Below are 22,482 nucleotides of genomic sequence, written 5' to 3'. Positions count from 1 at the left end.
AAGCTATTTCGGCCTGCTGGAAATGGTAAGCTCTCGATCGCTCTCGATCGCCCAATTTCAATGCTCAACCGCTCGCACGGTTACTCGGAAACGGCATTAGATTGTAATTCCATGGCGCGGTTGTTGGCTTCGATCGCCTCGTTGTAACGGCCCAAATGCTGTAACGCCGTACCTTTGTTAATCCAGGCATCGCGAAAATTGGGCTTGAGTTCGAGGGTTTTTTCCCAACTCGTCAGCGCTTGTTCCCACTGCTTCAAGGCGCCACAACCCACGCCTCGATAAAACCAGGTTTCAAAATCGTCCGGTTTAAATTCCAAAGACTTATCCCAAGCGGCGATCGCCTCTTGCCATCGCCCTAAATTACGACCGAGGGCCAGTCCTTTATTATACCAAGTTTCTGGATCTTGCGGTTTGAGTTCCAAGGCCCGGTCCCAGGAGGCGATCGCCGCTTCAATTTCGCCGCAGTCGTAGAACGCATCGCCGCGATGGGACCACGCCGGGGCCGCACTCGGATTTAAAGCGATCGCGCGGTCGTAAGAGGCGATCGCTTCTTTGTGCTTGCCTAAATTCGCCAAAGCGACACCGCGTTCCAACCAAGCGCGATCGTTGTCCGGATCCGCTTCTAAAACGCGATCGAAGCCGCTTAGTGCTTCTTCAAACGCTTCCTCGTGCAGGAGATCGCTGGCTCGATTTAATTCCACTTCCAGCGCTTGGCGATCGAGTGCGGCGATCGTCGCGTGACGGTCGTCTCGCCAAAAATCGGTCTCGATCGCTTCCGATTGCGGTTGCGGTTCGGGTTCCGGTGTGGGTTCGGGTTGCGATTGCGATTGCGGTTGCGGGGGACTCTCGGCGGGGACCGCGCGCGCTTCTAACTGGGAGCCAATTTCGCGGGCGATCGCCCGAATCGTCCGCAAATCGTCCACGGAATGGCTGCGATCGCTCAAACGCAATAAGCGACGGGCTAATTCGCGATGGGAACCGTCGTTCGCGAGCAATTTGTCTCCAAAACGACGCAACCAACTTTCCCAATCGGACAGGGTGGCGCGATCGCTCAACGCCTCGAAAAATCGGTAAATCTTAACCCCTTCCCAACCGCGATCTACGCCGTCGAGCAATTGTAAAAAATAATGTTCGTATTGGGTTTCCTCCAGTGGTTCCGGTTTGGCGGCGATGGGCCGATCGGTCGATGGCGTCGTTGACGAACCGAAAAGGGTTGCAAATACCCCTGAAAACCACTGCCAAACTCGTTGGAACATCTGGCACCTCTATAAAACTCCAATTGAGAAATGAAATCGCGATCGCCCGTTGTAGCGTAGAGCATTATAGATCGATCGCAGCGAAGCTCGGCGATCGCCCGGGTTTCCTTGCCAAATGTCAACCCGTAGAGGAGACCCCAACATTAGACGCCCATTGAGAACCAAAACTTTAGGCGATCGCGCCGTGTTCAGCCGATCGCGATCGGACCCCTCTCGACTTCGATCGGTCGATCTCTCCCCTATTGCGGGGTTTGTTGTAACTCCGGTCTCTCGTCGGCAACGATCGCCCCTTCCACCGGACAAACTTGCAGGCAAATACCGCAGTCAATGCAGGTCGCAAAGTCGATCCAATACCAATCCGTCCCCTTGCTATTCTTTCCCGGACCGGGATGAATGCACGCCACCGGACACGCATCTACACAGTCGGCAACGCCTTCACAAACATTGGTAACAATCGTATGTGACACAGTTCTCCTCGAATTTAATCAACGTCGGGATTGGCTCGATCCAATCCGCTAAAGTGCCTATGTCTAGCCTAGCAGTCCCGTCGCCCCTCGCGCACCCACTCAACGACAACCGAGAGAATAGCGGGTTTCCACCCCCGTTTGCGAATTGACGCCGGAGGCGATCGCGCACAATTGCCGCAGTTGCGCCCCATCTAACAAGGCATCGCTAAAATCCGCCCCTTCAATTTGGGTATCTTCAAACAACGACCCCAGTAAAATCGTCTCCACCAACACCGCATCGCCGAGATCGGCCTCGGTCAAGTCCGCTTGATCTAACATGGCATTAGTTAAATTAGCGCCGTGAAAATTCACCCCAATCAAATTCGCCGCGCTGAAAATTGCCCCTTGAGCGTCCGCGTCGCTAAAATTGGCAAATTCTAAATTAGCATTGGCAAATTCTGCCGAATACAGTTGTTTTCCAGAAAAATCTTGACCCGACAGTTGGGCGTGACTGTAAGAAAGCGGTGGAGGATAATATTTCGTCGCTTGCGCCAACACCGGGGGGGGAAATAACCCCACGATCGCCGCCACCCACAGCAGCGCGATCGCCCGCCACAGGCCCTTGGAGGCGATCGCCTGGAAAAACTCGCGCTTTTTCATGGTCTTCCATCCCTTGCAAATCACTTTTGATGTTATTTGATGTTATTTTAGGGAGTTTCGCCATCCCGGAACGGTTTTCCCCCTGTCCGTCTCCCCCCTTCCTCTCGCTAATATAAAAATTGATAGCGAGATCGAAAGAGTTAAACCACAGAGTTAAACCACAATCATGCTCAACTTCATTCTGACCTGGTTGGGGGCTGCCGCTTCCCTCCTGATTACCGCCTACATCGTCCCGGGAATGACACTGGCAGGCTTGTCTTCCGCCGCGATCGCCGCGATCGTCATGGGACTGGTCAACGCCGTCGTCAAACCGCTTTTAGTCCTGTTTACCCTACCGCTCACCGTTTTGACCCTCGGCTTATTCTTGCTCGTCGTCAACGGTATTAGCTTGGGACTGGTCGCCTATCTCACCCCCGGATTCACGATCGCCGGGTTCTTCCCCGCCGTCATCGGCGCGATCGTCCTGTCCTTCGTTTCTAGCTTAATTGGTAAGTTCGTCGGTCAAGTCGAGCAGGAAATCAGTTAATTCGGTTCATTCGACTAATCAATCCCTCTAGGGTTGGCCCTTCCTCTCAATTACTCGTCAATACTTCCGCCAACCCTACTCTACTCGTCCCCGTTGCCACAACTTGACCCGTCCGTTCCACAGGGCCGTGACTAACGTCTTCCCGTCGGGACCGAACGCCAGGGATGTCACGACATCCAATTCGTTGCCCAAGGTTTTGACCAGTCCCCCGGTGGCGAGATCCCAGATTTTTACCTGTCCGTCCCAACTGCTACTCACTAAGGTCTGTCCGTCGGGACTGACGGCGATCGCCCAAATCGTCCCGTCGCGATCGCGCAATGTGGTTTCAATCTCCCCAGTTTCGAGATTCCACAGTTCGATTTTATTGTCAAAACTGCTCGCCACCATCGATCTGCCGCGATCGTCGTCGAACAAATGCCAGACTTTCCCCAGTCGTCCCCTCGGAAGGGATAACGCTTCGCCACTGGCAAGATCCCACCGTTTAATCCGTCCCTGCCAATCGCTACTGAGTAGGGTGCGACCGTCCGGGGTCGTCGCCAGGGCCGTAATGCGATCGCCTTCGCCGTCAAAAGTGCGGATTTTCACAAAATTGTCCTTCTCAAAATGAGGGGAATTCTCCAGCTTAAAACTGTCGATCTTGCCGCTCGCCCGCCCCACTAGCAAGCGATCGCCCTGCCGATCCACCGCCAGTGCCGTCACCCGGTCGCCCGTCCCGGGAATCGTGCTAACTTGCGAAAAACTTGCAAGATCGTAAACGGCGATGCCGCCGTCCTCGCCGCCGACGAACAACTGGCGTCCGTTCGGCATATACGTGAGAACTTGCGGCCCGCTCCGCGTCGTGTCAAAAGTGTGGGCGATCGTGCCGTCTTCGGTCTTCCAGATTTGGAGCGATCCGCTCGCACTCGCCAGGGCGAGGGTTTTACCGTCCGGACTCAAGGCGAGGGCATTGGCGGCGATCGCCCCCAAATTCGGGTCTAATGTATAATTCAAAGCGAAGGAACTGCCGCGATTCGGCGAGTCGTCGCGGTTTCGGGGGGCAGCGAGGCGATTTTGGAAGCGGCGATCGCCTTGTAAAACCTCTAAATAATATTGATAATAATCCGTGTAAGAGATCGTATGCACTTGCACTTGTTCGATCTTAATTTTGGCATCGATCGCCGCCAAACCCGAAAGGGCAAACTGGGGATCGCTCGCTCCGGCGGGAACCGTATTCGTGGCTTTTTCCAATTCCCTTTGTTTGTAGAGTTTTTCTAACGTTTCGGAAAGCAATCCTTCGATTTTTTCGCCAAAATTCGGATAGCTATATTCGCTCAAGCGATAAATCAACGAATCAAAAATCGGACTATCCAGAATAATATCGCCGCGATTTTCGACATCGATGGTGGGGATATCGCCGTAGGCGCGATCGAAGGCGGCGACGGCTTCTTCTTTGAGGAAGGGAGGGGCCGCTAAGGTAATTAATTTGAGATGGGAAGCTCGAATCCCGTAATTTTTCAGCAACGCCGTGTAAATACTCGCCGCCGCCGCCCCCAAACTATGTCCGGTGACCATAATTTCGAGATCCACATTCGGATCGTTTTGCAAGGCGAGAAAGGTCTCGATATCCGGTAAGGTGGCCTCGAAAATACTCGCCGCATAGCGATAAAAGCCGGAATGAACGAGTAAGTCCGGTTGTGCTGCGGACAGGGGAACTGCCGGAAAGCTTAAATCGCTAAATAAATCGTTAATTTTGAGGGGATTGGTGCCTTTAAAGGCAATTAAATAATGATGTCGTTCGCGACCGTTTTCTTGTCGGTTTTGGCGGTGAAAGATTAAGGCATAACCGCCTAAATCCTGGAAGGACGCCCGCAGTTGTTCGATAAAGGTTTTAACCATACTCGCCCCCGCTTGTTGGGGACGGTCGCGGGCGTTGAGGCGATCGATAATTTCGTCGTTACTCAGGGATAAATCGATAATCCGGTAATCTTGAGGCTGACAGTGGGGGAAGGTCCACGGACAACGGGATAAATCCCCTTGTAGTTCGGAGGTGTAGATGATGTCGGCGGCAATTTCGGAGGCGATCGCCACGTCCCGACAGCCGACGGGATCCCGGGCGCAAAAGTTTTTATATTCTTGGAGGAGGGGATAGGTCGAAGGGGTTGGGGCTGAGGGTTCGGCGATCGCGCGATCGAAGCTGCACAGAATCGGCGCGATCGCGCAGGCGACCGTCAGGGTAGCTTTGCGCATGGTAAGGAGGGACGAGGGACGAATCGGGTTGCAGATCCCGGGATCCTCCCGATCTTAAGCGATCGCCCCCGGTGTTGTCGTCGCGCGATCGGGTGAGGGCGATCGGGGGAGGGTCGCGGGTGGACCCTACAGGCCCAAATCGACGGCGATCCGGTGGGCGCAGGCGAACCCGGAAAAGGCGACGGCGTTTAAGCCCTGCCCGGGAAAGGTGCTATCGCCGACGCAATACAAGCCGGGAACTGAAGTGCGATTAAACGGCATCGGTAACAAGCCGGGTAACTTGCGGTTGGGAATCGGGCCGTAGGTGCCATCGACGCGGTTTAAAAAGCGGCGGTGCGATCGCGGCGTCCCGACTTCCATAAAGTCCAGGCCCGCATCGAGACCGGGGAACACCCGTTCGAGGCGATCGACGATTTCCCAGGCGAGTTCTTCTTTCTTCGCTTCGTACTCACTCGGGGAAAGGTCTTCCCACTGTTCGATCCAACTCGGGGTGAAGCTGTGGATGATGTGATAGCCTTCCGGGGCCAGGTCGGGATCGAGTAAGGTGGGAATCGAGACGAATAGGGTGCCGTAAGGGTCTTCCATTTCCTGCCAATTTTCGACGATGATGTGATGGCAGGCGGTATCGGCGCTCAGTAGGGAGGCTTCGACGCCGAGGTGCAAGCTGAGGAAGCTGGGCGATTTTTGGTAGCGATCGCGCCAGCGCCGTTCTTTCGCCGGGAGGGGGCGATCGCCGAGTAAGGTGTCAAAGGTATCCCATCGGGTGGCGTTGGACACGATCCGTTCGGCGCGGTATTCTTCCCCGGTGGCGAGGCGGACGCCGACGGCGCGACCGTTTTCGACGAGGATTTTGGCGACGCGCGCCTGATAGCAAATTTCGCCCCCGGCGTTTTCCAAGCCTTCGACGAGTTTCTGTGCGATTTGTCCGACGCCGCCTTTGGGATAGTTAATCCCGCCGTAGTGGCGATCGGAAAACACCATCCCGGCGTTAATCATCGGGGTCAGGTCGGCGGGAACGACGGACCAGCAGTAGCATTCGATATCGATAAATTTAAGAACTTGCGGGTCGCGGATGTATTTGCGCGCGATTTGTCCGGCGTTGACGGGTAAATATTTGACCAGTCCCAAACAGGCGCGGGGATTTTGGAAGAAGACGCGGGTCAGGTAGCGCAGTTCTTCTAAGGAGAGTAACTCGATCGCGTTGAGGCAGTTAAAGACGTTCCAGCATTCATCGTAGAACTGCCGCAGTCCTTGCCGTTCCTGGGGGAAGCGATCTCCGAGTTCTTGCAAGAATTTCTCATAATCTCGGTGAACTCGCACGGTGACGTCGTCCGGTAAGTGGTAGTGAATTTGAACCGGATCGGGAATGGTTTCGAGGCTGACGCCGACCGCATCGAGGGCGCGGGTGAGCAGGTTGGTGGTACCGCGATCGCCGAAGCCGAAGATCATCGAGGCGCCCACGTCGAAGCGATAGCCCGATCGCTCGAAGTAGCCGGAACTGCCGCCGGGAATCACGTAGCTTTCGAGAACCAGAACCCGCGCCCCTTTGGCGGCGAGTTGGGTGGCGGTTACCAGTCCGCCGATTCCGGAACCGATGACGATCGCGTCAAATTGTCGGGTTTGAGGTAACTGTCTTGGGGAAAAAGCTGCCATGAGTCGTAATTGCGCGCTTGCTGGGGGAAGGTTTCCAGGTTGGGTCAATTTTTACGAGTGTAGCGCTTTGTGGTCAACCTGGAGGGGAGCGAGGGCGCGATCGTCCCGGGTTTGGCCAAAATTACTAAAAAAAACCGGGATCGGTCTGCTATTGCCGACCAATCCCGCCTGCCGATCCTTTGAGAGGAGAACACTATGGAAGTTACTATAGAGTTATTGAAAATCTTTGTCAATACTTACTGAGAATTTTTTTCAAAAAATTTTTCGACGGGGAGAGCCAAGGGGCGATCGCCCGGGCTGACGGCGGGCAGAGGCGATCTGAAATCTAAATCTCAAATCTCAATCTCAAAACATCTCAAAACCGAAAACCCTCAAGCCCAAACACAGTATCATGGGTCAGGTCTTCAACTCCGATTGTCAGTCATCTATTGCTTATGACGCTTCAAATGCGCGTTTACGTTCCCCCCCATCCCTTGATCCAACATTGGTTGGGGGTTGCCCGGGATGCTTCGACGCCTCCATCCTTATTCCGTTCGGCGATGACCGAGTTGGGGCGGTGGCTGACTTACGAAGCCTGTCGCGATTGGTTGCCGACCCTGGAAACGACCGTCGAAACCCCCCTGGCCCCTTGTCGCGCCCAGTTAGTCGATCCGCAAAAGCCCTTAGTTGTGGTTCCCATTTTGCGAGCCGGGTTGTCGTTACTCGACGGCGCCCAAGGGGTGCTACCGCTAGCCTCGATCTATCACTTCGGCATGGTGCGCGACGAGGAAACCTTGGAGGCGAGTTGTTATTTGAATAAATTTCCCCCCCAGTTCGACCCGGAAACGCGGGTGCTGATCTGCGAGCCGATGTTGGCAACTGGGGGAACGATTACGGCGACTTTGGAAGCGTTGGGCGATCGCGGGATCGATCCCGGAAAGATTCGGATCGTCGCCGTCGTCGCCGCGCCGCCTGCGTTGCAGAAGTTAAGCGCCAACTATCCGAGTTTAAATATTTATACCGCATGTATTGACGAAGGTCTTGACGATCGCGGCTTTATCGTCCCGGGATTGGGGGATGCGGGCGATCGCACCTTCGGAACCTAGAGGGCGATCGCGAACTCCGGCGAATCTGCACTAATCTAAAAACAGTACGCAACCTCACCCACAACCCAAGCCATGAGCAATCGAGATAATTTTACCGGTGGTTTTATCGCGGGAGCGGTAGTCGGCAGTTTGATCGGCGCCGCACTCGGTTGGGTGGTCGGCTCCAAACTCTCCGATGAAGAGACCGTCGGCGAAAACGGTCATTTGAGCGAGGGGCGATCGCGCAAATTCAAACCCTATTCCCAGCAATCCGAAGAAAGCATCGAACAAGCACGGCGCTCTTTAGAAGGAAAAATCGCCCAACTCAACGAGGCGATCGACGACGTGCGCCAGCAACTCGGCGACGTCAACTCGATGTCCGAAGAAGAACTCCTCGAATCGCCTTCCCGCAGTGAAGAAGTCTAAGTCGTGCCTCGGATTCGGCGATCGATTACACTGAATGCAAGTCCTGTTGTGGGCCGTGTTTTGTAGAAACTAACGAGTCACTAAGCCTATGAGTCCTGCCATTAACTTACTCGCCAGTACGATGGCGACCTTTTTACAAATTTATTTCGTCCTGCTGTTAATTCGTATTTTTCTGAGCTGGTTTCCCAATATCAACTGGTACGACCCACCGTTTTCGATTGTCAGCCAGTTAACGGATCCCTACCTCAATATCTTCCGCTCGTTCATTCCTCCCTTGGGTGGGATTGATTTTTCCCCCATTTTGGCTATTTTCTTGTTGCAAATTCTCTCCTCTGTATTTGCCAGTTTCCAAGGGGCGCCCGCATTTTAAGGTGAGTCGGGTGGGTCTGGCCCACCCAGTCCCCCGGAAGTTTAGAAGCGTACTCGTCCGGTAAAGCCCGAAGCTTTGAACTGCTCCAATTTCAACGGAGTGGGGAGATTGGAGGGTACGGTCAGTTGCAATTCAAAATTGCTTTCTCCCGGGGGGACTTCGTCAATTTTCCCCAAGCGGGTGCGATTCGGTAAGACGTTGTTGTTGTTGGCGTCGTAAACGCGACCGTAAATATCGGCATCGTAAATCGTTTTCCCCGAGGGATTTTTAGCTTTCCCGGAAACGATGAAACAGTTAGCGCTCATGATACTGCCACTGGCGACGGCGCCTTCGGACAAAGCCGTGGGACAGTCGCGATAGGACAGGTCGTAGAGTTTGATTTGGGTGATGGCCCACGCGGGGGCGGCAAATCCCCAGGAGGCGATCGCCGTCAGACAGACGGCGAGGAAGAGGCTCACGAGGCGATCGCGCCGCATCCAAGGGCGATCGAAGAAGGGGTTAAAGATCGACATACGTTTGTAATAATCGCGTAATAACAGATCGAAGGGATTGAAAAATCCTCGATCCCAGCTTACCGCGATCGTCCGATCGCCGTTAAATCGAGCCTAAATGTTCCTGTAAAGACCGACGCATCACGTCCACGGGAACGGGTCGATTTAACCAGAGTTGTAAGGCGGCGGCCCCTTGTTGTACCAACATTTCCAAGCCGTCGATCGCCCCGGCCCCGACTTGGCGCGCCTCTCGCAACAACCGCGTCGGATTGGGGGTATAAATCAGGTCGTAGACGATCGCCCCGGCGGGTAGTTGTGCCAGTAGCGACGCCTCGACGGGAGTGCGATCTACCTGGGGGTGCATCCCCACCGGAGTCGCATTGACCAGCAAGTCCGTTTGCGCCAACACGGCGGGCAGATCCTCCCAGAGACCCGTTGAAAGCGGGGCGATCGCGATCGGCGATTCCTCCCAACTGCGCGCGAAAATGTCGAGTTTGGCGCGATCGCGACCCACCACGACGATCTCCTCGCACCCCAGTTCCGCACAGCCCGCCACGATCGCCCGCGCTGCGCCCCCCGCCCCTAAAATCGTCGCTTGGGTTCCCTTCCAGGGGCGATCGCGCGCCCGTAACGGCGACAAAAAGCCCTCTACGTCCGTATTCGTCCCGGCCCATCCCGTGGGGGTGCGCCACACCGTATTCACCGCCCCCACCGCCCGCGCGACCGGAGAGACTTCGTCCAAGAAGGCGACGATCGACTGCTTGTGAGGTATTGTGATATTAAAACCGCACAAACCGACCGCCTCAAACCCGGCTACTGCCGCACTTAAATTCTCCGGTTTGACCGGGAAAGGAAGGTAAACGTAATCGACTTGCCCCCCTTCAGTGGCGGACAGGGCCGCGATCGCCGCATTGTGCATCACCGGGGAGAGGGAATGTTCCACGGGATGACCGATGACCCCGAGGAGTTTGGTTTTTCCTGTTATCGCCTGCATTAAAATTTACGGGTGAGTCGTACTGATGACTTACTGCTTCTCCAGAATACGATCGATCGAGACGTTCTTATCTGCTGACGAATCGAGAAATTCTATGTCACAATTGCGATCGAGACCGATGTTTTCTAGGGTTGGCATCACTTTTAATAAGTCAAGTATCTATCATTGTGTCGCCATTCGTTATCTTCCCCTCCGATTTAAAACCCGGGGCAATTCGGGCGATCGCATCTTATTGAATGGCTCTTTTTTAAAATGAAAAGACTGACCTATATTAGTAAATTTTCTCGACCGCTTTCCCCAAAAGAGGTTGAAGAGATCGGACAAGTTTCTCGTCGCAACAACCAACGGGATGGGATTACCGGAGTTTTGCTCTGTTCTGGCGGCATCTTTTTCCAAATTTTAGAAGGAGAAGCTGAAAAAATTGACAACCTTTATAAGAAAATTCTAAAAGACGATCGCCATACCGATATTTTATGCTTGAAATCTGAGTTAAACGTCCGTACCCGGATGTTCCCGGACTGGTCGATGCAGACCATTATTTTAGACAACAATAAAGACTTATTAATCAAACCCATTGACAGCCTGTTAAAAACAGTCACCCGATCTCACCGTATTTTAGAAAAATACACACAATCTAAAATCTTTGCCATCATCAGTCAGGGAATTAATCCCCTTTCCGTTCGTCCGGTCAAAGCAGAAAAAGTGATTTTATTTGGGGATATTATTTCATTTTCCACCTTTGCGGAAAAACTCCCCGTCGAAGAGGTCGTCGATTTAGTCAACAATTATTTTAGTATCGCCACGAAAATAATTACCCGACAAGGCGGAGAAGTTAGTAAATTTATTGGCGATTGTATTATGGCATATTTTGACGGCGATCGCGCGGACAATGCCATTCAAGCAGGAGTCGAAATTTTAGAAGAATTAGCAATTTTAAGAAATAGCGTTGCACCGGACAGTCCCCTGCGCTTTCTATATACAGGAATGGGATTGGCGAAAGGGAAAGTGATCGAAGGAAATATCGGTTCGGCGTTGAAAAAAGAATATACCATTATCGGCGATGCGGTTAATGTCGCCTCTCGCTTGGAAGCGCTGACCCGACATTTGACCTATGCGATGGTTTTTTCTGTCGAAGTCAAAAACAGTGCTAAAAAGTCCTGGGATTTTATAAAAATTGATAACTATCAAGTAAAAGGTAAATCAAATCCCGTTGAAATTTATTCAATCAATGATGAAGGGGTTAAAAAAGAGCAAAAACTTTCCGCGATCGCGCAAGAAATTCGCCACTTTTTAAACCAGTTTGAAGGATAAAGAAAAATTTAAGAATCAAACAAAAGAGTTAAATATCTTTAAAAAAAGCGGCCAATATGGCCGCACTCAAGATTATTAAAGAATTTTTATTGAATTTCAATCCTCAATTTTAGAAACTCCACATCACCGGATTATCATCGAGAGAATCGGTAACAGTACGCCCGATCGCGTCAATTTCTTTCAGATCTTCTGACGATAATTCAATCGATCCTGCTTTGGCATTATCCACCGCTTGACTCGCATTGCGTACCCCGGCGATCGCATGAGTTTGCGGTTGAGCAATTAACCAAGCTAACGCTAATTGAGCGAGACTACATTGATGGCGATCGGCGATCGGACGCAGGCGATCTAAAGCAGTTTGTACTCGTTCGTAATTGTCTCGATTGGCAAATAACTTATTTTTAGAACGGTGATCCCCTTCTTCAAATTTATGGTCGCGTCCAAATTTTCCAGTGAGTAAACCTTGGGCTAAAGAAGAATATGCTAAAATTGAAATATTGTGTTCGACACAATAAGGCATTTCATTTTTTTCAACTTGTCGCCAAAATAAAGAATAAGGCGGTTGTAAGCTGTCAATGCTTCCAAATTGAGCAGCTTCCGCGATTTGTTCGCGGGAGAAATTAGAAACACCGATCGCGCGGATTTTGCCTTGCTCTTTGAGATCGTTTAAAGCGCGCATCGTTTCTTCAATAGGGACAATTTCGCTGCCCCAACTGCCAGAAGGCCAATGAATTTGATACAGGTCGATATAATCGGTTTTGAGTCGTTTTAAACAGCCTTCGCACGAGCTAATCACTTGGTCGTATTTCAAATGATTGGCAAACACTTTAGTGGCGTAAACGACGCGATCGCGCACGTCCGCCAATGCTGCACCTAAAATCGTTTCGGAGTGACCTTCGCCGTACTGTTCGGCGGTGTCGAAGGTAGTGATTCCCGCATCAAAAGCAGCGCGAACTGCTTTAGTAATTTCGTCATCGTCGATACCGACCCACATATTTTTCCCGGCTTGCCAGGTTCCCATAATAATGGGGGTGATTTGAATATCTGTATTTCCCAATGGGCGCGTTTTCATTAATCCTCCAGGGTTGGATTGACAATTTTTTGATAATTTTGTAATTATAGCAAATTAATTTTTTCGAGTCAGAGGATTGGAATGCTATCTAATCCTATCTGAATTTTGAAATTTTAAAAAACTATACAGCACTCGGGCGTCTGATGAGGTACAGTGCCGATCCCCTCTATCCCCCCTTCGCCCCCCTTTCAAAGGGGGGTTGGGGGGATTTCGGGGGGAACGAGGAAAGTAGGGGTTTGGTAACCAAACCCCTACCTGGCGAGGGGGATTTAGGGGGATCTAAATGTCTTGCATAGCAGAGGAAAATGCTGTAGTTGAAGGGAGATTAAAACCATCGATGTATCAATCTAAAGAGGCTAATTCCATGAGTGAAATGATGACTCACGCGCTCAAAGAATGGGCGATCGCCGTCGAAGCGTTGGAACGGGGAGAAACGATCGTTTTACTGCGTAAAGGTGGTATTCGCGAACGGGGGGGAAAGTTTACGATCGATCGCGATCGCGTTTTACTCTATCCGACTTACGAACATCAAAAACCCGAATTACTCAAACCGGAATATGCGCGAAAAGTGACCCCAGTAGAATCCGGGTGGCATCCAGAAACGGTCAGAATCGGCAGTTGGGCACAGATTACGGACATTTTACCCGTGGGCGATCGCGCCGCCGTCAGCGCCTTGCTACCGTATCACATTTGGACCGATCGCCTGACTGAAGATCGCTTGAAATGGAAGCCGCAACAACCGCTTTACGTACTGTTATTGCGAGTGTTTCGCTTGGCGCAAGTGCGCCAGATCCCTTACCGGGAGGCGTATGGCGGTTGTCGGTCGTGGATCGAACTGACCGACGCGATCGCGATCGCCGACTCGTCCCCGGTGTTGACGGAAGCGGAGTATCGATCGAGATCGCAAGCGGTTCGCGATCGTCTGGCGGAGGCTGTAACGCCCTCACCATAAGGTTCCGAAGCGAATATTTAGCTCGCGCAACCACTGACGATAGGCGATCGAAGCGCGATCGCACGGGAGGTGAATTTCTGCCTTTAAATCCAGGGGGAGACGCTTGGGATGTTGGGAGGCGACAATCGGCAGATCTTGACGGACGACGCGATCCTGAAACGCCCGTAATTCGGCTTCTGGCAGGTTCTGACCGTAATTCATCGCGATCCACATCCAACCGACGCACGCTTCTTCCGCCGTGGGACAGACGGTGAAGAAAATCGCCAATTTTCCGCCGCTTGCGTGTTTGACAAAGGAGGCGGTAAGCGGTCGCGAAACCGAGTAATCGTAAGTGACCCGACCCCCGGATCCGGTTCCGTCGGGATCGGGTTGCCAAACGCCGACGTTGTTGAGTTTGAGTCCGTCGCGATCGCGATCGATCGTGTACTCTTCCACCCGGGGGCGATCGCGATCGCCGAGTAAGCCGTCGTGAACGAAGGGAAAATGAGACACGTCTAAAAAGTTTTCGATCGCCCGAAAGCCACTAGATTCGTAAACATACGGACCGCACAAGAATTTCCGATAATTGGGATCGTTCCATTCACGAAATTCTGGGATTGGAACGTTGTTTTTACTTAAATTAACCCAAATTAAATCGTAATGAATCTGACAGGGATAAGATCGAACGTGCAGGCGATCGGGCGGTTTTAAATCCGGGTGCGCCGGAATGAAAACGCATTGTCCCGCGCGATCGTAGTGCAATCCGTGATAGGGACAAACGAGGCGATCGCCCGTTACGGTTGCGCCGGAGAGCTTGGCGCCGCGATGGGGACAGCGATTTTCCCAAACTGCGACGCGATCGCCATCGCGCCACAAGATTAACGATTTTCCCAACAAGCAGCGCTCTTGGATCGTCGTTTTTTCGAGTTCGTTTAAGGCGGCGATCGGGTGCCAGTCTTCATGCAAAGCGCGATCGATCTCGCTCATTCTCAAATCCTCCTAGTAGGGGTTTATAAAAATTAGTAATTTTCTGATTCAATGACTAATTGATAACATCATAAAAGTGAATCGTACCGATTTAAAACTTTGGCAATTTTCCTGGAACTTTATAAACTATCAAACGTCTTTCGACTGTATCTAAAGCTCAAGTAGTGAAGTGCGCGATCGCGGCGATCGGGTTGATTTTAAGGGGGTAAAAACTTAGCCATCGATCGATTTTTTTCCTGGCAGTAACGGCGATCGTCGTGGGGCGCGATCGCGCCTCGGACCGTTTCATTTTTTCTCTTTTGTTCCCCCTCTCGGCTTTATTGACCATCTCTCACCTTTGCGCTGTATAGAATTTAGGGGCCATCCGATTCCAGAGGCGATCGAGCCCTAGATTTTGTCACCACAAATCGAGCCATTCTTACAAGCGCGAATGAAAAAGCTCAAACTTAAAAACAAGAGAATTTTTTTTTTGCCTTGACGTTTTTTATTTTGCCTTTTGCAGACTTTTACTCTACGATCGACAATCAGTGAACGGAATCTATAAGGTAAAACATGCGATTAGTGGTGGGGGGACTGATAGCGACAATCCTGTTATGGGCCTTGCCAGTACAAGCACAAATTTCCCACGCCCAAGTGATGGCATTAGTGGAAGCGCTTCGACTGGCAGCACCGCAAACTTCTAGTCAAGAAGACGGATTATACAGTCCGTGGAAAATCAAACCCTCTAATATCCCTCGCTGGTCGAGATTGTGTATTGGAGAGGAATTGACTCCCGAACAATTTGAGGAAAATGTCCAAAAAGCTAGACTTGTTGTTGCTTGCGTGATGGATGACATTCTCAGAAAAGAATATCCAGAAAGTGACAATAACGAGTTTACCGCCGTCCGTCGCGCGGCATCGTGGTGGGTTTCGGGAGATCCTTCACTCTACGATAGGGGCGATATTCGCACCTATACCGAGCGCGTCTTGCAGTTCTACGAAGAACTGCGCGTAACCCCTGGTGATTTTGTCCCCTTGCGGGTCACTAACTAGGTCGAAAAGCTCCAACAAACCCCAACTGACAATCGATCGGCCAAATGGCTGCATTGTGCTCTTTGAGATAACCCAAAGCGCGAACGCGCGATAACTCCCAAACTGAGTTGCTGCGCGATCGCCATTCCCAACCGACTAGAGAAGCATTTGTCAGATGGAGTTACCCCTTTTTACAGCTTCGGGGATGCATCTATGAATTTTAGATTTTAGATTTTAGATTTGGGGATTTTTAGATTTTAGATGCGATCGCCTTTCTTCAATCGATAGGCTGTTGCTCTTTTAAAATGCATATAGCAGTCCTATATGACTGGGAACCCAAGTAGGGAGAAAGATGCTCCCAATTTCATTTTAGTAGGGAAACGGCATTGCCGTTTCCCTGCAAGCGATCTGATTTTAGAATCTATTGAGGATAGGTATAGGAGTCACGAGGCGATCGGGAGAATTGCACCACAGAAAAACTATCTTCGATCGCATGTTTAAGGAGTATTTCTAGCTGGAATCACGCAGCTTAAATAACTAACCGCTTAAAATGCCTGACGCTTGAAAATAATAGAATTTTTTGCCTCTTTTGCTTTCTCTACATCCACTAAAAATAGTAAAATTAAACCGACAATAAAGAAAATAATTAAAGAGAGAATAGCCGTGCGTGAGTTTCCCGTGAAATGCCCGATCGCGCTAAACGCCAACGGACCGAAAATCGCCGAACCTTTATTAAATACCGAATAAAAGCCGTAAAATTCTGCGGAAGCGTGAACCGGAACGATCGACCCGTAAAACGACCGACTTAACGATTGCGAACCGCCTTGCACCAATCCGACGATCGCCCCCATCACGAAATACTCGACCGAACTGGTTAAAAAATAAGCATAAATCACGACAATCGACCAACCGACTAAAGTAAAGATTAAAGCGGTTTTCGTCGAAACCTTTTCCGCTAACTTACTAAATCCTAGCGCCCCCGCCACACTGATAAACTGAATGGCCAATAACGTTCCCATCAAGACTGCATTGGACAATCCCAATTCTTGGGTGCCGTAAATTGTCGCCATTGCCATCACCGTTTGAATACCATTGTTATAAATTAAATAGGCAATCAAAAACCGTAAAAGATGGTTGAACTTTTTAACTTTTCTAACCGTGGCAACCGTGCGTAAAATCCCAATTTCCGTATAAGCGCGCCATTGGGGAATCCGTCGATAAGCGGCGGGTAAAGATTCCGTCGGTGGGGCTTCTTTTAAGGTTAAAAAAGTAATTAAAGCAAAACCGCCCCACCATAAAGCAGCCATTAACATCGCCAAGCGGGCGGCGAATTCGGCAGATAGACCGAAAGTAGCATGTTTGGCAATCAGTAACAGAGCGATCGCGAACTGGACGCCGCCGCCGACATATCCGAATGCAAAGCCTTTTCCCGAAACCCAATCTAATTTATTTTCCGATGCAATTTGCGGTAAAAAGGCATCGTAAAAAATATTGGCCGCGACAAAACCAATTTGAGCAATCATGAATAAAAATATTGTCGCTATAATATCGCCTTGTCCGCAGAAAAAGAGCAAAATTGCCGCAAGAGCGCCCGTGTAGCAAAACACCATCATAAACTTTTTCTTGGCGGCAGAAAAGTCAGAAATTGCGCCTAAAATTGGGGCGAACAGAAAAACAAAGAAAGCAGAAACACTAACCATCAACCCCCAAATTGAGGTGGCACTGTAGTAAGTTCCTGCAAATTTCAATCCTTCGGAAGGGACGACGACGGAGGCAAAATAAGCAGGTAAAACGGCGACGACGATCGTGGTGACATAAGCTGAGTTTGCCCAATCGTACATCACCCAACCGAAAATTTGTTTTGGATTGTCGAGCATGGGTTAATGAAGGAAATAATTCAATGAATGACAGAGAATGACAGAATACTAACCGGATGAACGACCGGATTCACCCTCGAAATAATAAGAATTGCGAGGAATTTTTTGGAGAAGCGGACGATCGCCTGCCGTCGATTCTAACCTTTGGGGAGCAATTGCCCGGGGGCGATCGCCCGGGAAAACGACCGCATTCGGGTTACACTTTATGTCGCATCGCGCCATCTCACGCGCCATCTCAACAGGGGAAATGCAGCATCCACAGCCTTTTAAGCGGCGATCGCGCCGACTGTATGCCTTTTTTTGCGCCTTGGGGCTAATTCTTGCCCTCTTGGGCGCGCAAGTCCCGCTTCAAGTCGGTTTCGCCTTCGACCTGCCCCGGAACCAAGCCCTTTACGTTCCCATGAGTGACGGAACCAAAATCGCCCTCGATTTGTGGTTACCCGCCGATTTGAAACCGGACGCCCGCATCCCGACAGTCATGCGGATGACCCGCTACTGGCGATCGTTCGGTTTAGTCGATTTACCCATGGAATCGGATCCCAACTACGGAGACGCCCGACGCTGGAACGAGGCGGGTTACGCCCTGGTCATCGTCGATGGGCGCGGGAGTGGGGCCTCTTTTGGGACCCGTCCTCACCCGTGGTCCGAACGCGAGATCGAGGACTACGCCGAGATCGTCGAGTGGATCGCCCGTCAGCCCTGGTCTAACGGTAAAGTGGGCAGTTTTGGAATTTCTTACGAAGGCAATGCGACGGAGTTACTCGCGGCCCGCCACCCGGAACCGCTTAAGGCGATCGCCGTCCAATTTAACAACTTCGACCCCTACACCCAACTCGCCTTTCCCGGCGGTGTTTTTAACGAGTGGTTCGTCCGTCAGTGGAGTGACGGCAATCAGGTTCTCGATGCCAACGATCGCTCGTTTATCTGCGTCATCCAAAAGCTGACCGGGGAAAGTTGCGAAGCGGCGAAAGCAGTGGTGACGGGGGTTAAACCCGTAGATGAGGATGCGGACGGGGAACTGCTGAAGGCGGCGATCGCCGAACGTCGGGAAAATTTGAACGTGTACGAGGCGGCGAAAGACATCACCTATCGCGACGACCCCTTCGGCGATCGTGGCGATACTCTGGTAGACTTTAGCCCCTATCACTTCCGAGAGGAGATTTCCAAATCGGGAATCCCGATTTTTGCCCGGGCCAGTTGGTTCGATGCAGGAACCGCCAGGGGCGCCCTCAGTCGCTTTTTTACCTACGACAACCCCCAAACCGTGACGATCGGCGCGTGGAATCACGGGGGGAATTTCGACTCGAACCCGTACAATCCGCCGCGACACTCCGTAGACCCGCCGTTTTCCGAACAATTGGACGAGTTAATGGCGTTTTTCGATGCCTATCTCCAAGATGACGCCGAAACAACCCCGCCGCCCTCGGAAATTCGGTATTACACCGTAGGGGCCGACGAGTGGAAGCGTAGCACGGTATGGCCGCCGGAAGGGGTGGCGATGAGATCGTGGTATTTGGCGCCGGATGGCGGTTTGAGTCCCGAGGCCCCGACGGGCGATCGCGCCGCCGATCCCTACGCGGTGGATTTTGCGGCGACCACGGGAACGGACAATCGCTGGCATACCCAAGCCGGGGGCAAAGATGTGGTTTACGGCGATCGCGCCGACGCCGACCGCCACTTGTTGACCTATACCAGCCCTCCTTTGACCGAGGACGTGGAAATTACCGGAGATCCGGCGATTACCCTTTATTTGAGTTCCACGGCCACTGACGGGGCATTTTACGCCTATTTAGAGGACGTAGACGAGGGCGATCGGGTGACCTATCTCAGCGAAGGACAATTGCGCGCCCTTCACCGTCAAATTTCCTCGGAAACGCCCCCTTATCGGATTTTCGGTCCCTATCATTCCTTCGAGAGAGAGGCGGGAATGCCGTTAAAACCGGGAGAGGTAACGAAAGTGTCGTTTTCGTTATTCCCCATTTCCGTCTTGTTGAAAAAAGGCCATCGCTTGCGCGTGGCGATCGCGGGTCACGATGCGGACACCTTCGCCCGCTATCCCACCTCCGGTCACCCGACCTTAACGATCCGGCGCGATCGGCGTTATGCGTCTAAAATTGAGTTGCCCGTGAGGGGATTTTAGATTTTAGATATTGGATGTTGGATTCGGAACTCGCACGGGCGGGCTATCCGGCCCGCCCTACGGCGTTCTGAAGTTCTGCCATCCCTACGGCGTCAACACCGTATCCGTCGGCGCCGAACCCACCGCCCCGGAATAGACTAAACCGCGTTCCATATCCAGGGTCAAAATTGCCCCTTCCCGAATCAGTTGAGTGGCGTTTTTGACCCCGACAATCGTGGGGAGGCCCAAGCGCAAGCCGATCACTGCCGCGTGACTGGTGAGGCTTTCGTCTTCTGTAATCACCCCGGACGCTTTGCGCATCGCTTCGACAAACTCCGCATTGGTTTTGCGAACCACGAGAATTTCGCCGGGATTGAAGTTGCCGACTTCTAAAGCACTTTGAGCGACTCGGGCCCGACCGCTTACGGACCCTTGACCCAAGCCGACCCCTTTACCAAGGACGGCGGTGACCACTTCGACTTTGATTAAGTCGGTGGAACCGGACACCCCTTGCAAAGTTCCGGCGGTCATGACCACGAGATCGCCCTCGGAGAGCATATCTTTTTCTTGGGCGACGCCGAGGGCCGCTTGGAAAGTTTGCCCGGTGGAGGGTAAATCGAGAACCAGCAGGGGTTTGACGCCCCAGACGAGCTGGAGTTGACGGGCGACGTCTACGTGAGGGGTCACCGCCAGAATTGGAGTTTGCGGGCGGAATTTGGAGACGTTGCGGGCGGTAGACCCGGTTTTGGTGAGGGTCATGATCGCCGCCGCGTCGAGTTGTTTGGCGATTTTGGCGACCGCTTGGCTGATGGCGTTGGGAATCGATCGCCCGGTATCGGAGAGGCTGGTTTGACCGATCGCCTGATCCCGTTCGATGCGCGTGGCGATGCGCGACATGGTACGCACCGCTTCGACGGGATGTTTGCCGACGGCGGTTTCGTTGGAGAGCATCACCGCATCGGTCCCGTCGAGAATGGCGTTGGCGACGTCGGAAATTTCAGCGCGAGTGGCCCGGGGGCTGTGAACCATACTGTCGAGCATTTGGGTCGCCGTGATCACCGGGATGCCGAGGTGGTTGCAGGTCGCAATCAGCCGTTTTTGGACGATCGGCACTTCTTCGGCGGGAATTTCGACGCCTAAATCGCCGCGAGCGACCATGATGCCGTCACACAGGGGAAGAATGGCTTCCATTTGTTCGACGGCTTCGTGTTTTTCGATTTTGGCAATCACGGGGACATGTTTGCCCGTGCTCGAAATCAGTTCTTTGATTTCGAGGATGTCTTGGGGGTTGCGAACGAAGCTCAAAGCGACCCAATCGACCCCTTGATCGAGTCCGAAGAGCAGGTCTTCGCGGTCTTTATCGGTGAGGGCTTTGACGGAGAGGTAGACCCCGGGGAAGTTGACCCCTTTGCTGTTGGAGAGGGTACCGCCGACGACGGTGATGCAGTGGAGTTCGCGGGTGACTCGGTCTACTTTTTCGACGCGCATTTCGACCCGTCCGTCGTCGAGCAAGATCGTGGCGCCTTCGGGAACTTCGTCGGCGAGGGGTTCGTAGGTGACGCAGGAGATCTCTTGGGTACAGGGGACTTCGCGACTGGTGAGGATGAAGCGATCGCCTTTTTGGAGGTAGATCGACCCTTGCTCGAACCGACCGAGCCGAATTTTTGGCCCTTGTAAGTCTTGTAAAATGCCCACGGGCTGGTTGAGCTCGAAGGAGGTTTGCCGAATCAGCCGGATGTTGCGCTGATGGTCTTCGTGGGTCCCGTGGGAAAAGTTGAGGCGGAGCGTCGTAGCGCCTGCTTCGATCAGTTCTCGGAGAATATCCGGTTGGCTGGTGGCCGGACCGATTGTTGCTACGATCTTGGTTCGACGCGGACAGTTTCGCAATTGCATTAACTCAAATCGGGAGGTAGATAAGACGGAATCTTGTTGTTTCTGGGGTCTATTTTTTACGCTTGAGGACGGAACTGACTCAGGTACGGTCCCGAGCCGATTTTGGGTCGATCGAGTTTCGACGACTTGACCAAAAGACCGTGAATTTATAAATACTACTTATATTTTCATCCAGATTAGACACGCGGATTCACAAAACTTTATATTTGAAGATGCTTATTGTACATTATCCGAGGATTCGTTGAAAGGAGTAAAGAAGAACATGTCAGAGGCGACGCCGCCACTGAGGGTGCCTAAAGAGTTTCTCGGTCCTCCAGAGGACTTCAATCCCACACTGCTGATGTTTTTTACGGCGGTGGGGTTAGTGCTGCTATCGACGTTGGGCTATTGGCAGCTCCACTGGCCGGGATGGTGTTGTTTTTTCATTAATGTCGTGGCCCTCCACATGGCGGGAACGGTGATTCACGATGCGTCTCATCATGTGGCACACCGCGATCGCCTCATGAATGCGATCTTAGGTCACGGCAGTGCGTTGATGTTGGGCTTTGCGTTTCCGGTATTTACCCGGGTTCACATGCAACATCACGCCCACGTCAACGATCCGGATAACGATCCGGATCATTTTGTTTCGACGGGCGGCCCTCTGTGGTTGATTGCGGCGCGCTTTTTTTACCACGAAATCTTTTTCTTCAAACGTCGTTTGTGGCGCAATTACGAGCTGCTGGAATGGTTTTTAAGCCGTTTGGTCGTGGTCGGGGCGATCGCGATCGCCTGTGAGTATGATTTTCTCGGCTATATTCTCAATTTCTGGTTCTGTCCGGCTTTAGTCGTCGGTCTGGCTTTAGGGTTGTTTTTCGACTATTTGCCCCATCGACCGTTTAAAGAACGCGATCGCTGGAAAAATGCTCGGGTCTATCCGAGTCCGGTGTTGAATTTATTAATTTTGGGTCAGAATTACCACCTCATCCATCATTTGTGGCCTTCGATTCCCTGGTACAAGTACCAAAGTGCGTATTGGGCGACGAAACCGCTTTTGGAAGCGAAAGGCTGCCATCAATCCCTCGGACTCCTACAAGGAAAAGACTTTTGGAGTTTCCTCTACGACATTTTTCTCGGCATCCGCTTTCACCACCACCGCCCCGAGAGCAAACCGGAAATTAAGTAGCATA

22 protein-coding genes are annotated in these 22,482 nt (G+C 52.1%); 10 read left to right on the top strand and 12 right to left on the bottom strand.

The genetic code is table 11. The features are described from left to right. Positions 1-80: 80 nt before the first annotated feature. The 3 genes from JJD41_RS12645 to JJD41_RS12635 form a co-directional block, all read right to left on the bottom strand. The gene (locus tag JJD41_RS12645; RefSeq protein ID WP_200666394.1) at positions 81-1,256 is read right to left on the bottom strand and encodes a tetratricopeptide repeat protein; all 1,176 of its coding nucleotides are present in this window, start codon (positions 1,254-1,256) and stop codon (positions 81-83) included. 239 nt (positions 1,257-1,495) lie between these two features. Then, entirely contained in the window at positions 1,496-1,723 is a 228-nt protein-coding gene (locus JJD41_RS12640; protein WP_168567594.1) for an indolepyruvate ferredoxin oxidoreductase subunit alpha, read from the bottom strand. Positions 1,724-1,822: 99 nt separating this feature from the next. Continuing rightward, positions 1,823-2,362, bottom strand: a complete 540-nt coding sequence (locus tag JJD41_RS12635; protein WP_200666392.1) for a pentapeptide repeat-containing protein — start codon at positions 2,360-2,362, stop codon at positions 1,823-1,825. Positions 2,363-2,528: 166 nt separating this feature from the next. Between JJD41_RS12635 and JJD41_RS12630 the strand changes: the two genes are divergently transcribed. Next, a complete protein-coding gene (locus tag JJD41_RS12630) occupies positions 2,529-2,888 on the top strand; it encodes a phage holin family protein (RefSeq protein ID WP_200666390.1) in 360 nt (119 codons plus the stop codon). Between the two features lie 75 nt (positions 2,889-2,963). Here JJD41_RS12630 and JJD41_RS12625 read toward each other — a convergent pair whose 3' ends face one another. Both JJD41_RS12625 and crtH read right to left on the bottom strand, forming a co-directional pair. Then, positions 2,964-5,114, bottom strand: coding sequence for a lipase family protein (locus JJD41_RS12625; RefSeq protein ID WP_200666388.1), 2,151 nt, complete (start codon positions 5,112-5,114; stop codon positions 2,964-2,966). 126 nt (positions 5,115-5,240) lie between these two features. After that, positions 5,241-6,767, bottom strand: coding sequence for a carotenoid isomerase (crtH, locus tag JJD41_RS12620; RefSeq protein WP_200666385.1), 1,527 nt, complete (start codon positions 6,765-6,767; stop codon positions 5,241-5,243). Between the two features lie 434 nt (positions 6,768-7,201). Here crtH and upp point away from each other — a divergent pair, with 434 nt between their 5' ends. The 3 genes from upp (at position 7,202) to JJD41_RS12605 (ending at position 8,627) form a co-directional block, all read left to right on the top strand. Continuing rightward, positions 7,202-7,852, top strand: a complete 651-nt coding sequence (upp, locus tag JJD41_RS12615) for a uracil phosphoribosyltransferase (protein ID WP_200666382.1) — start codon at positions 7,202-7,204, stop codon at positions 7,850-7,852. Between the two features lie 72 nt (positions 7,853-7,924). Beyond that, entirely contained in the window at positions 7,925-8,257 is a 333-nt protein-coding gene (locus JJD41_RS12610) for a glycine zipper 2TM domain-containing protein (RefSeq protein ID WP_200666380.1), read from the top strand. An 88-nt stretch (positions 8,258-8,345) separates the two neighbouring features. Then, positions 8,346-8,627 (top strand): YggT family protein, encoded by a 282-nt coding sequence (locus tag JJD41_RS12605; RefSeq protein ID WP_200666378.1) that lies wholly within the window; start codon positions 8,346-8,348, stop codon positions 8,625-8,627. A gap of 41 nt (positions 8,628-8,668) precedes the next feature. Here JJD41_RS12605 and JJD41_RS12600 read toward each other — a convergent pair whose 3' ends face one another. Together JJD41_RS12600 and JJD41_RS12595 are read right to left on the bottom strand one after the other, a co-directional pair. Further along, positions 8,669-9,139, bottom strand: a complete 471-nt coding sequence (locus JJD41_RS12600) for a hypothetical protein (protein WP_370583803.1) — start codon at positions 9,137-9,139, stop codon at positions 8,669-8,671. A gap of 82 nt (positions 9,140-9,221) precedes the next feature. Beyond that, entirely contained in the window at positions 9,222-10,112 is an 891-nt protein-coding gene (locus JJD41_RS12595) for a shikimate dehydrogenase (RefSeq protein WP_200666376.1), read from the bottom strand. A gap of 252 nt (positions 10,113-10,364) precedes the next feature. Here JJD41_RS12595 and JJD41_RS12590 point away from each other — a divergent pair, with 252 nt between their 5' ends. Then, positions 10,365-11,423, top strand: coding sequence for a BLUF domain-containing protein (locus JJD41_RS12590; protein WP_200666374.1), 1,059 nt, complete (start codon positions 10,365-10,367; stop codon positions 11,421-11,423). Positions 11,424-11,532: 109 nt separating this feature from the next. On the opposite strand, the gene JJD41_RS12585 is transcribed toward JJD41_RS12590, so the two are convergent. Continuing rightward, positions 11,533-12,495, bottom strand: a complete 963-nt coding sequence (locus JJD41_RS12585) for an aldo/keto reductase (RefSeq protein ID WP_200666372.1) — start codon at positions 12,493-12,495, stop codon at positions 11,533-11,535. Between the two features lie 283 nt (positions 12,496-12,778). On the opposite strand from JJD41_RS12585, the gene JJD41_RS12580 reads away from it, so the two are divergent. Beyond that, positions 12,779-13,447: a DUF1802 family protein gene (locus tag JJD41_RS12580; protein ID WP_370583801.1), complete on the top strand. Its 669-nt coding sequence runs from the start codon at positions 12,779-12,781 to the stop codon at positions 13,445-13,447. Here the strand turns inward: JJD41_RS12580 and JJD41_RS12575 are convergent. Next, complete coding sequence (locus JJD41_RS12575) at positions 13,439-14,413, bottom strand: aromatic ring-hydroxylating dioxygenase subunit alpha (protein ID WP_200666368.1); 975 nt, start codon at positions 14,411-14,413, stop codon at positions 13,439-13,441. The two genes, JJD41_RS12580 and JJD41_RS12575, sit on opposite strands and share 9 nt — an antisense overlap. A gap of 157 nt (positions 14,414-14,570) precedes the next feature. Further along, the gene (locus JJD41_RS25360; RefSeq protein WP_255547283.1) at positions 14,571-14,702 is read right to left on the bottom strand and encodes a hypothetical protein; all 132 of its coding nucleotides are present in this window, start codon (positions 14,700-14,702) and stop codon (positions 14,571-14,573) included. A 311-nt stretch (positions 14,703-15,013) separates the two neighbouring features. Here JJD41_RS25360 and JJD41_RS12570 point away from each other — a divergent pair, with 311 nt between their 5' ends. Then, positions 15,014-15,445 (top strand): hypothetical protein, encoded by a 432-nt coding sequence (locus tag JJD41_RS12570; protein ID WP_234488614.1) that lies wholly within the window; start codon positions 15,014-15,016, stop codon positions 15,443-15,445. 524 nt (positions 15,446-15,969) lie between these two features. Here JJD41_RS12570 and JJD41_RS12565 read toward each other — a convergent pair. Next, a complete protein-coding gene (locus JJD41_RS12565) occupies positions 15,970-17,301 on the bottom strand; it encodes an MFS transporter (RefSeq protein WP_200666363.1) in 1,332 nt (443 codons plus the stop codon). 56 nt (positions 17,302-17,357) lie between these two features. Here JJD41_RS12565 and JJD41_RS12560 point away from each other — a divergent pair, with 56 nt between their 5' ends. Then, a complete protein-coding gene (locus tag JJD41_RS12560) occupies positions 17,358-17,618 on the top strand; it encodes a hypothetical protein (protein WP_200667369.1) in 261 nt (86 codons plus the stop codon). After that, on the top strand, positions 17,549-19,441 hold the full coding sequence (locus JJD41_RS12555; RefSeq protein ID WP_234488613.1) for a CocE/NonD family hydrolase: 1,893 nt from the start codon (positions 17,549-17,551) through the stop codon (positions 19,439-19,441). The genes JJD41_RS12560 and JJD41_RS12555 overlap by 70 nt, the downstream gene beginning before the upstream one ends. 84 nt (positions 19,442-19,525) lie before the next feature. On the opposite strand, the gene pyk is transcribed toward JJD41_RS12555, so the two are convergent. Continuing rightward, entirely contained in the window at positions 19,526-21,313 is a 1,788-nt protein-coding gene (gene pyk / locus JJD41_RS12550) for a pyruvate kinase (protein WP_200666361.1), read from the bottom strand. Positions 21,314-21,575: 262 nt separating this feature from the next. On the opposite strand from pyk, the gene crtR reads away from it, so the two are divergent. After that, the gene (gene crtR, locus JJD41_RS12545) at positions 21,576-22,478 is read left to right on the top strand and encodes a beta-carotene hydroxylase (RefSeq protein WP_200666359.1); all 903 of its coding nucleotides are present in this window, start codon (positions 21,576-21,578) and stop codon (positions 22,476-22,478) included. Positions 22,479-22,482: the final 4 nt, after the last annotated feature.

The sequence above is a fragment of the Oxynema mangrovii CENA135 genome, assembly GCF_016632315.1.
Classification (GTDB): domain Bacteria; phylum Cyanobacteriota; class Cyanobacteriia; order Cyanobacteriales; family Laspinemataceae; genus Oxynema; species Oxynema aestuarii.
The sequence above is the reverse complement of the archived record's forward strand: the minus strand, read 5'-3'. Positions and strand labels throughout refer to the sequence as shown.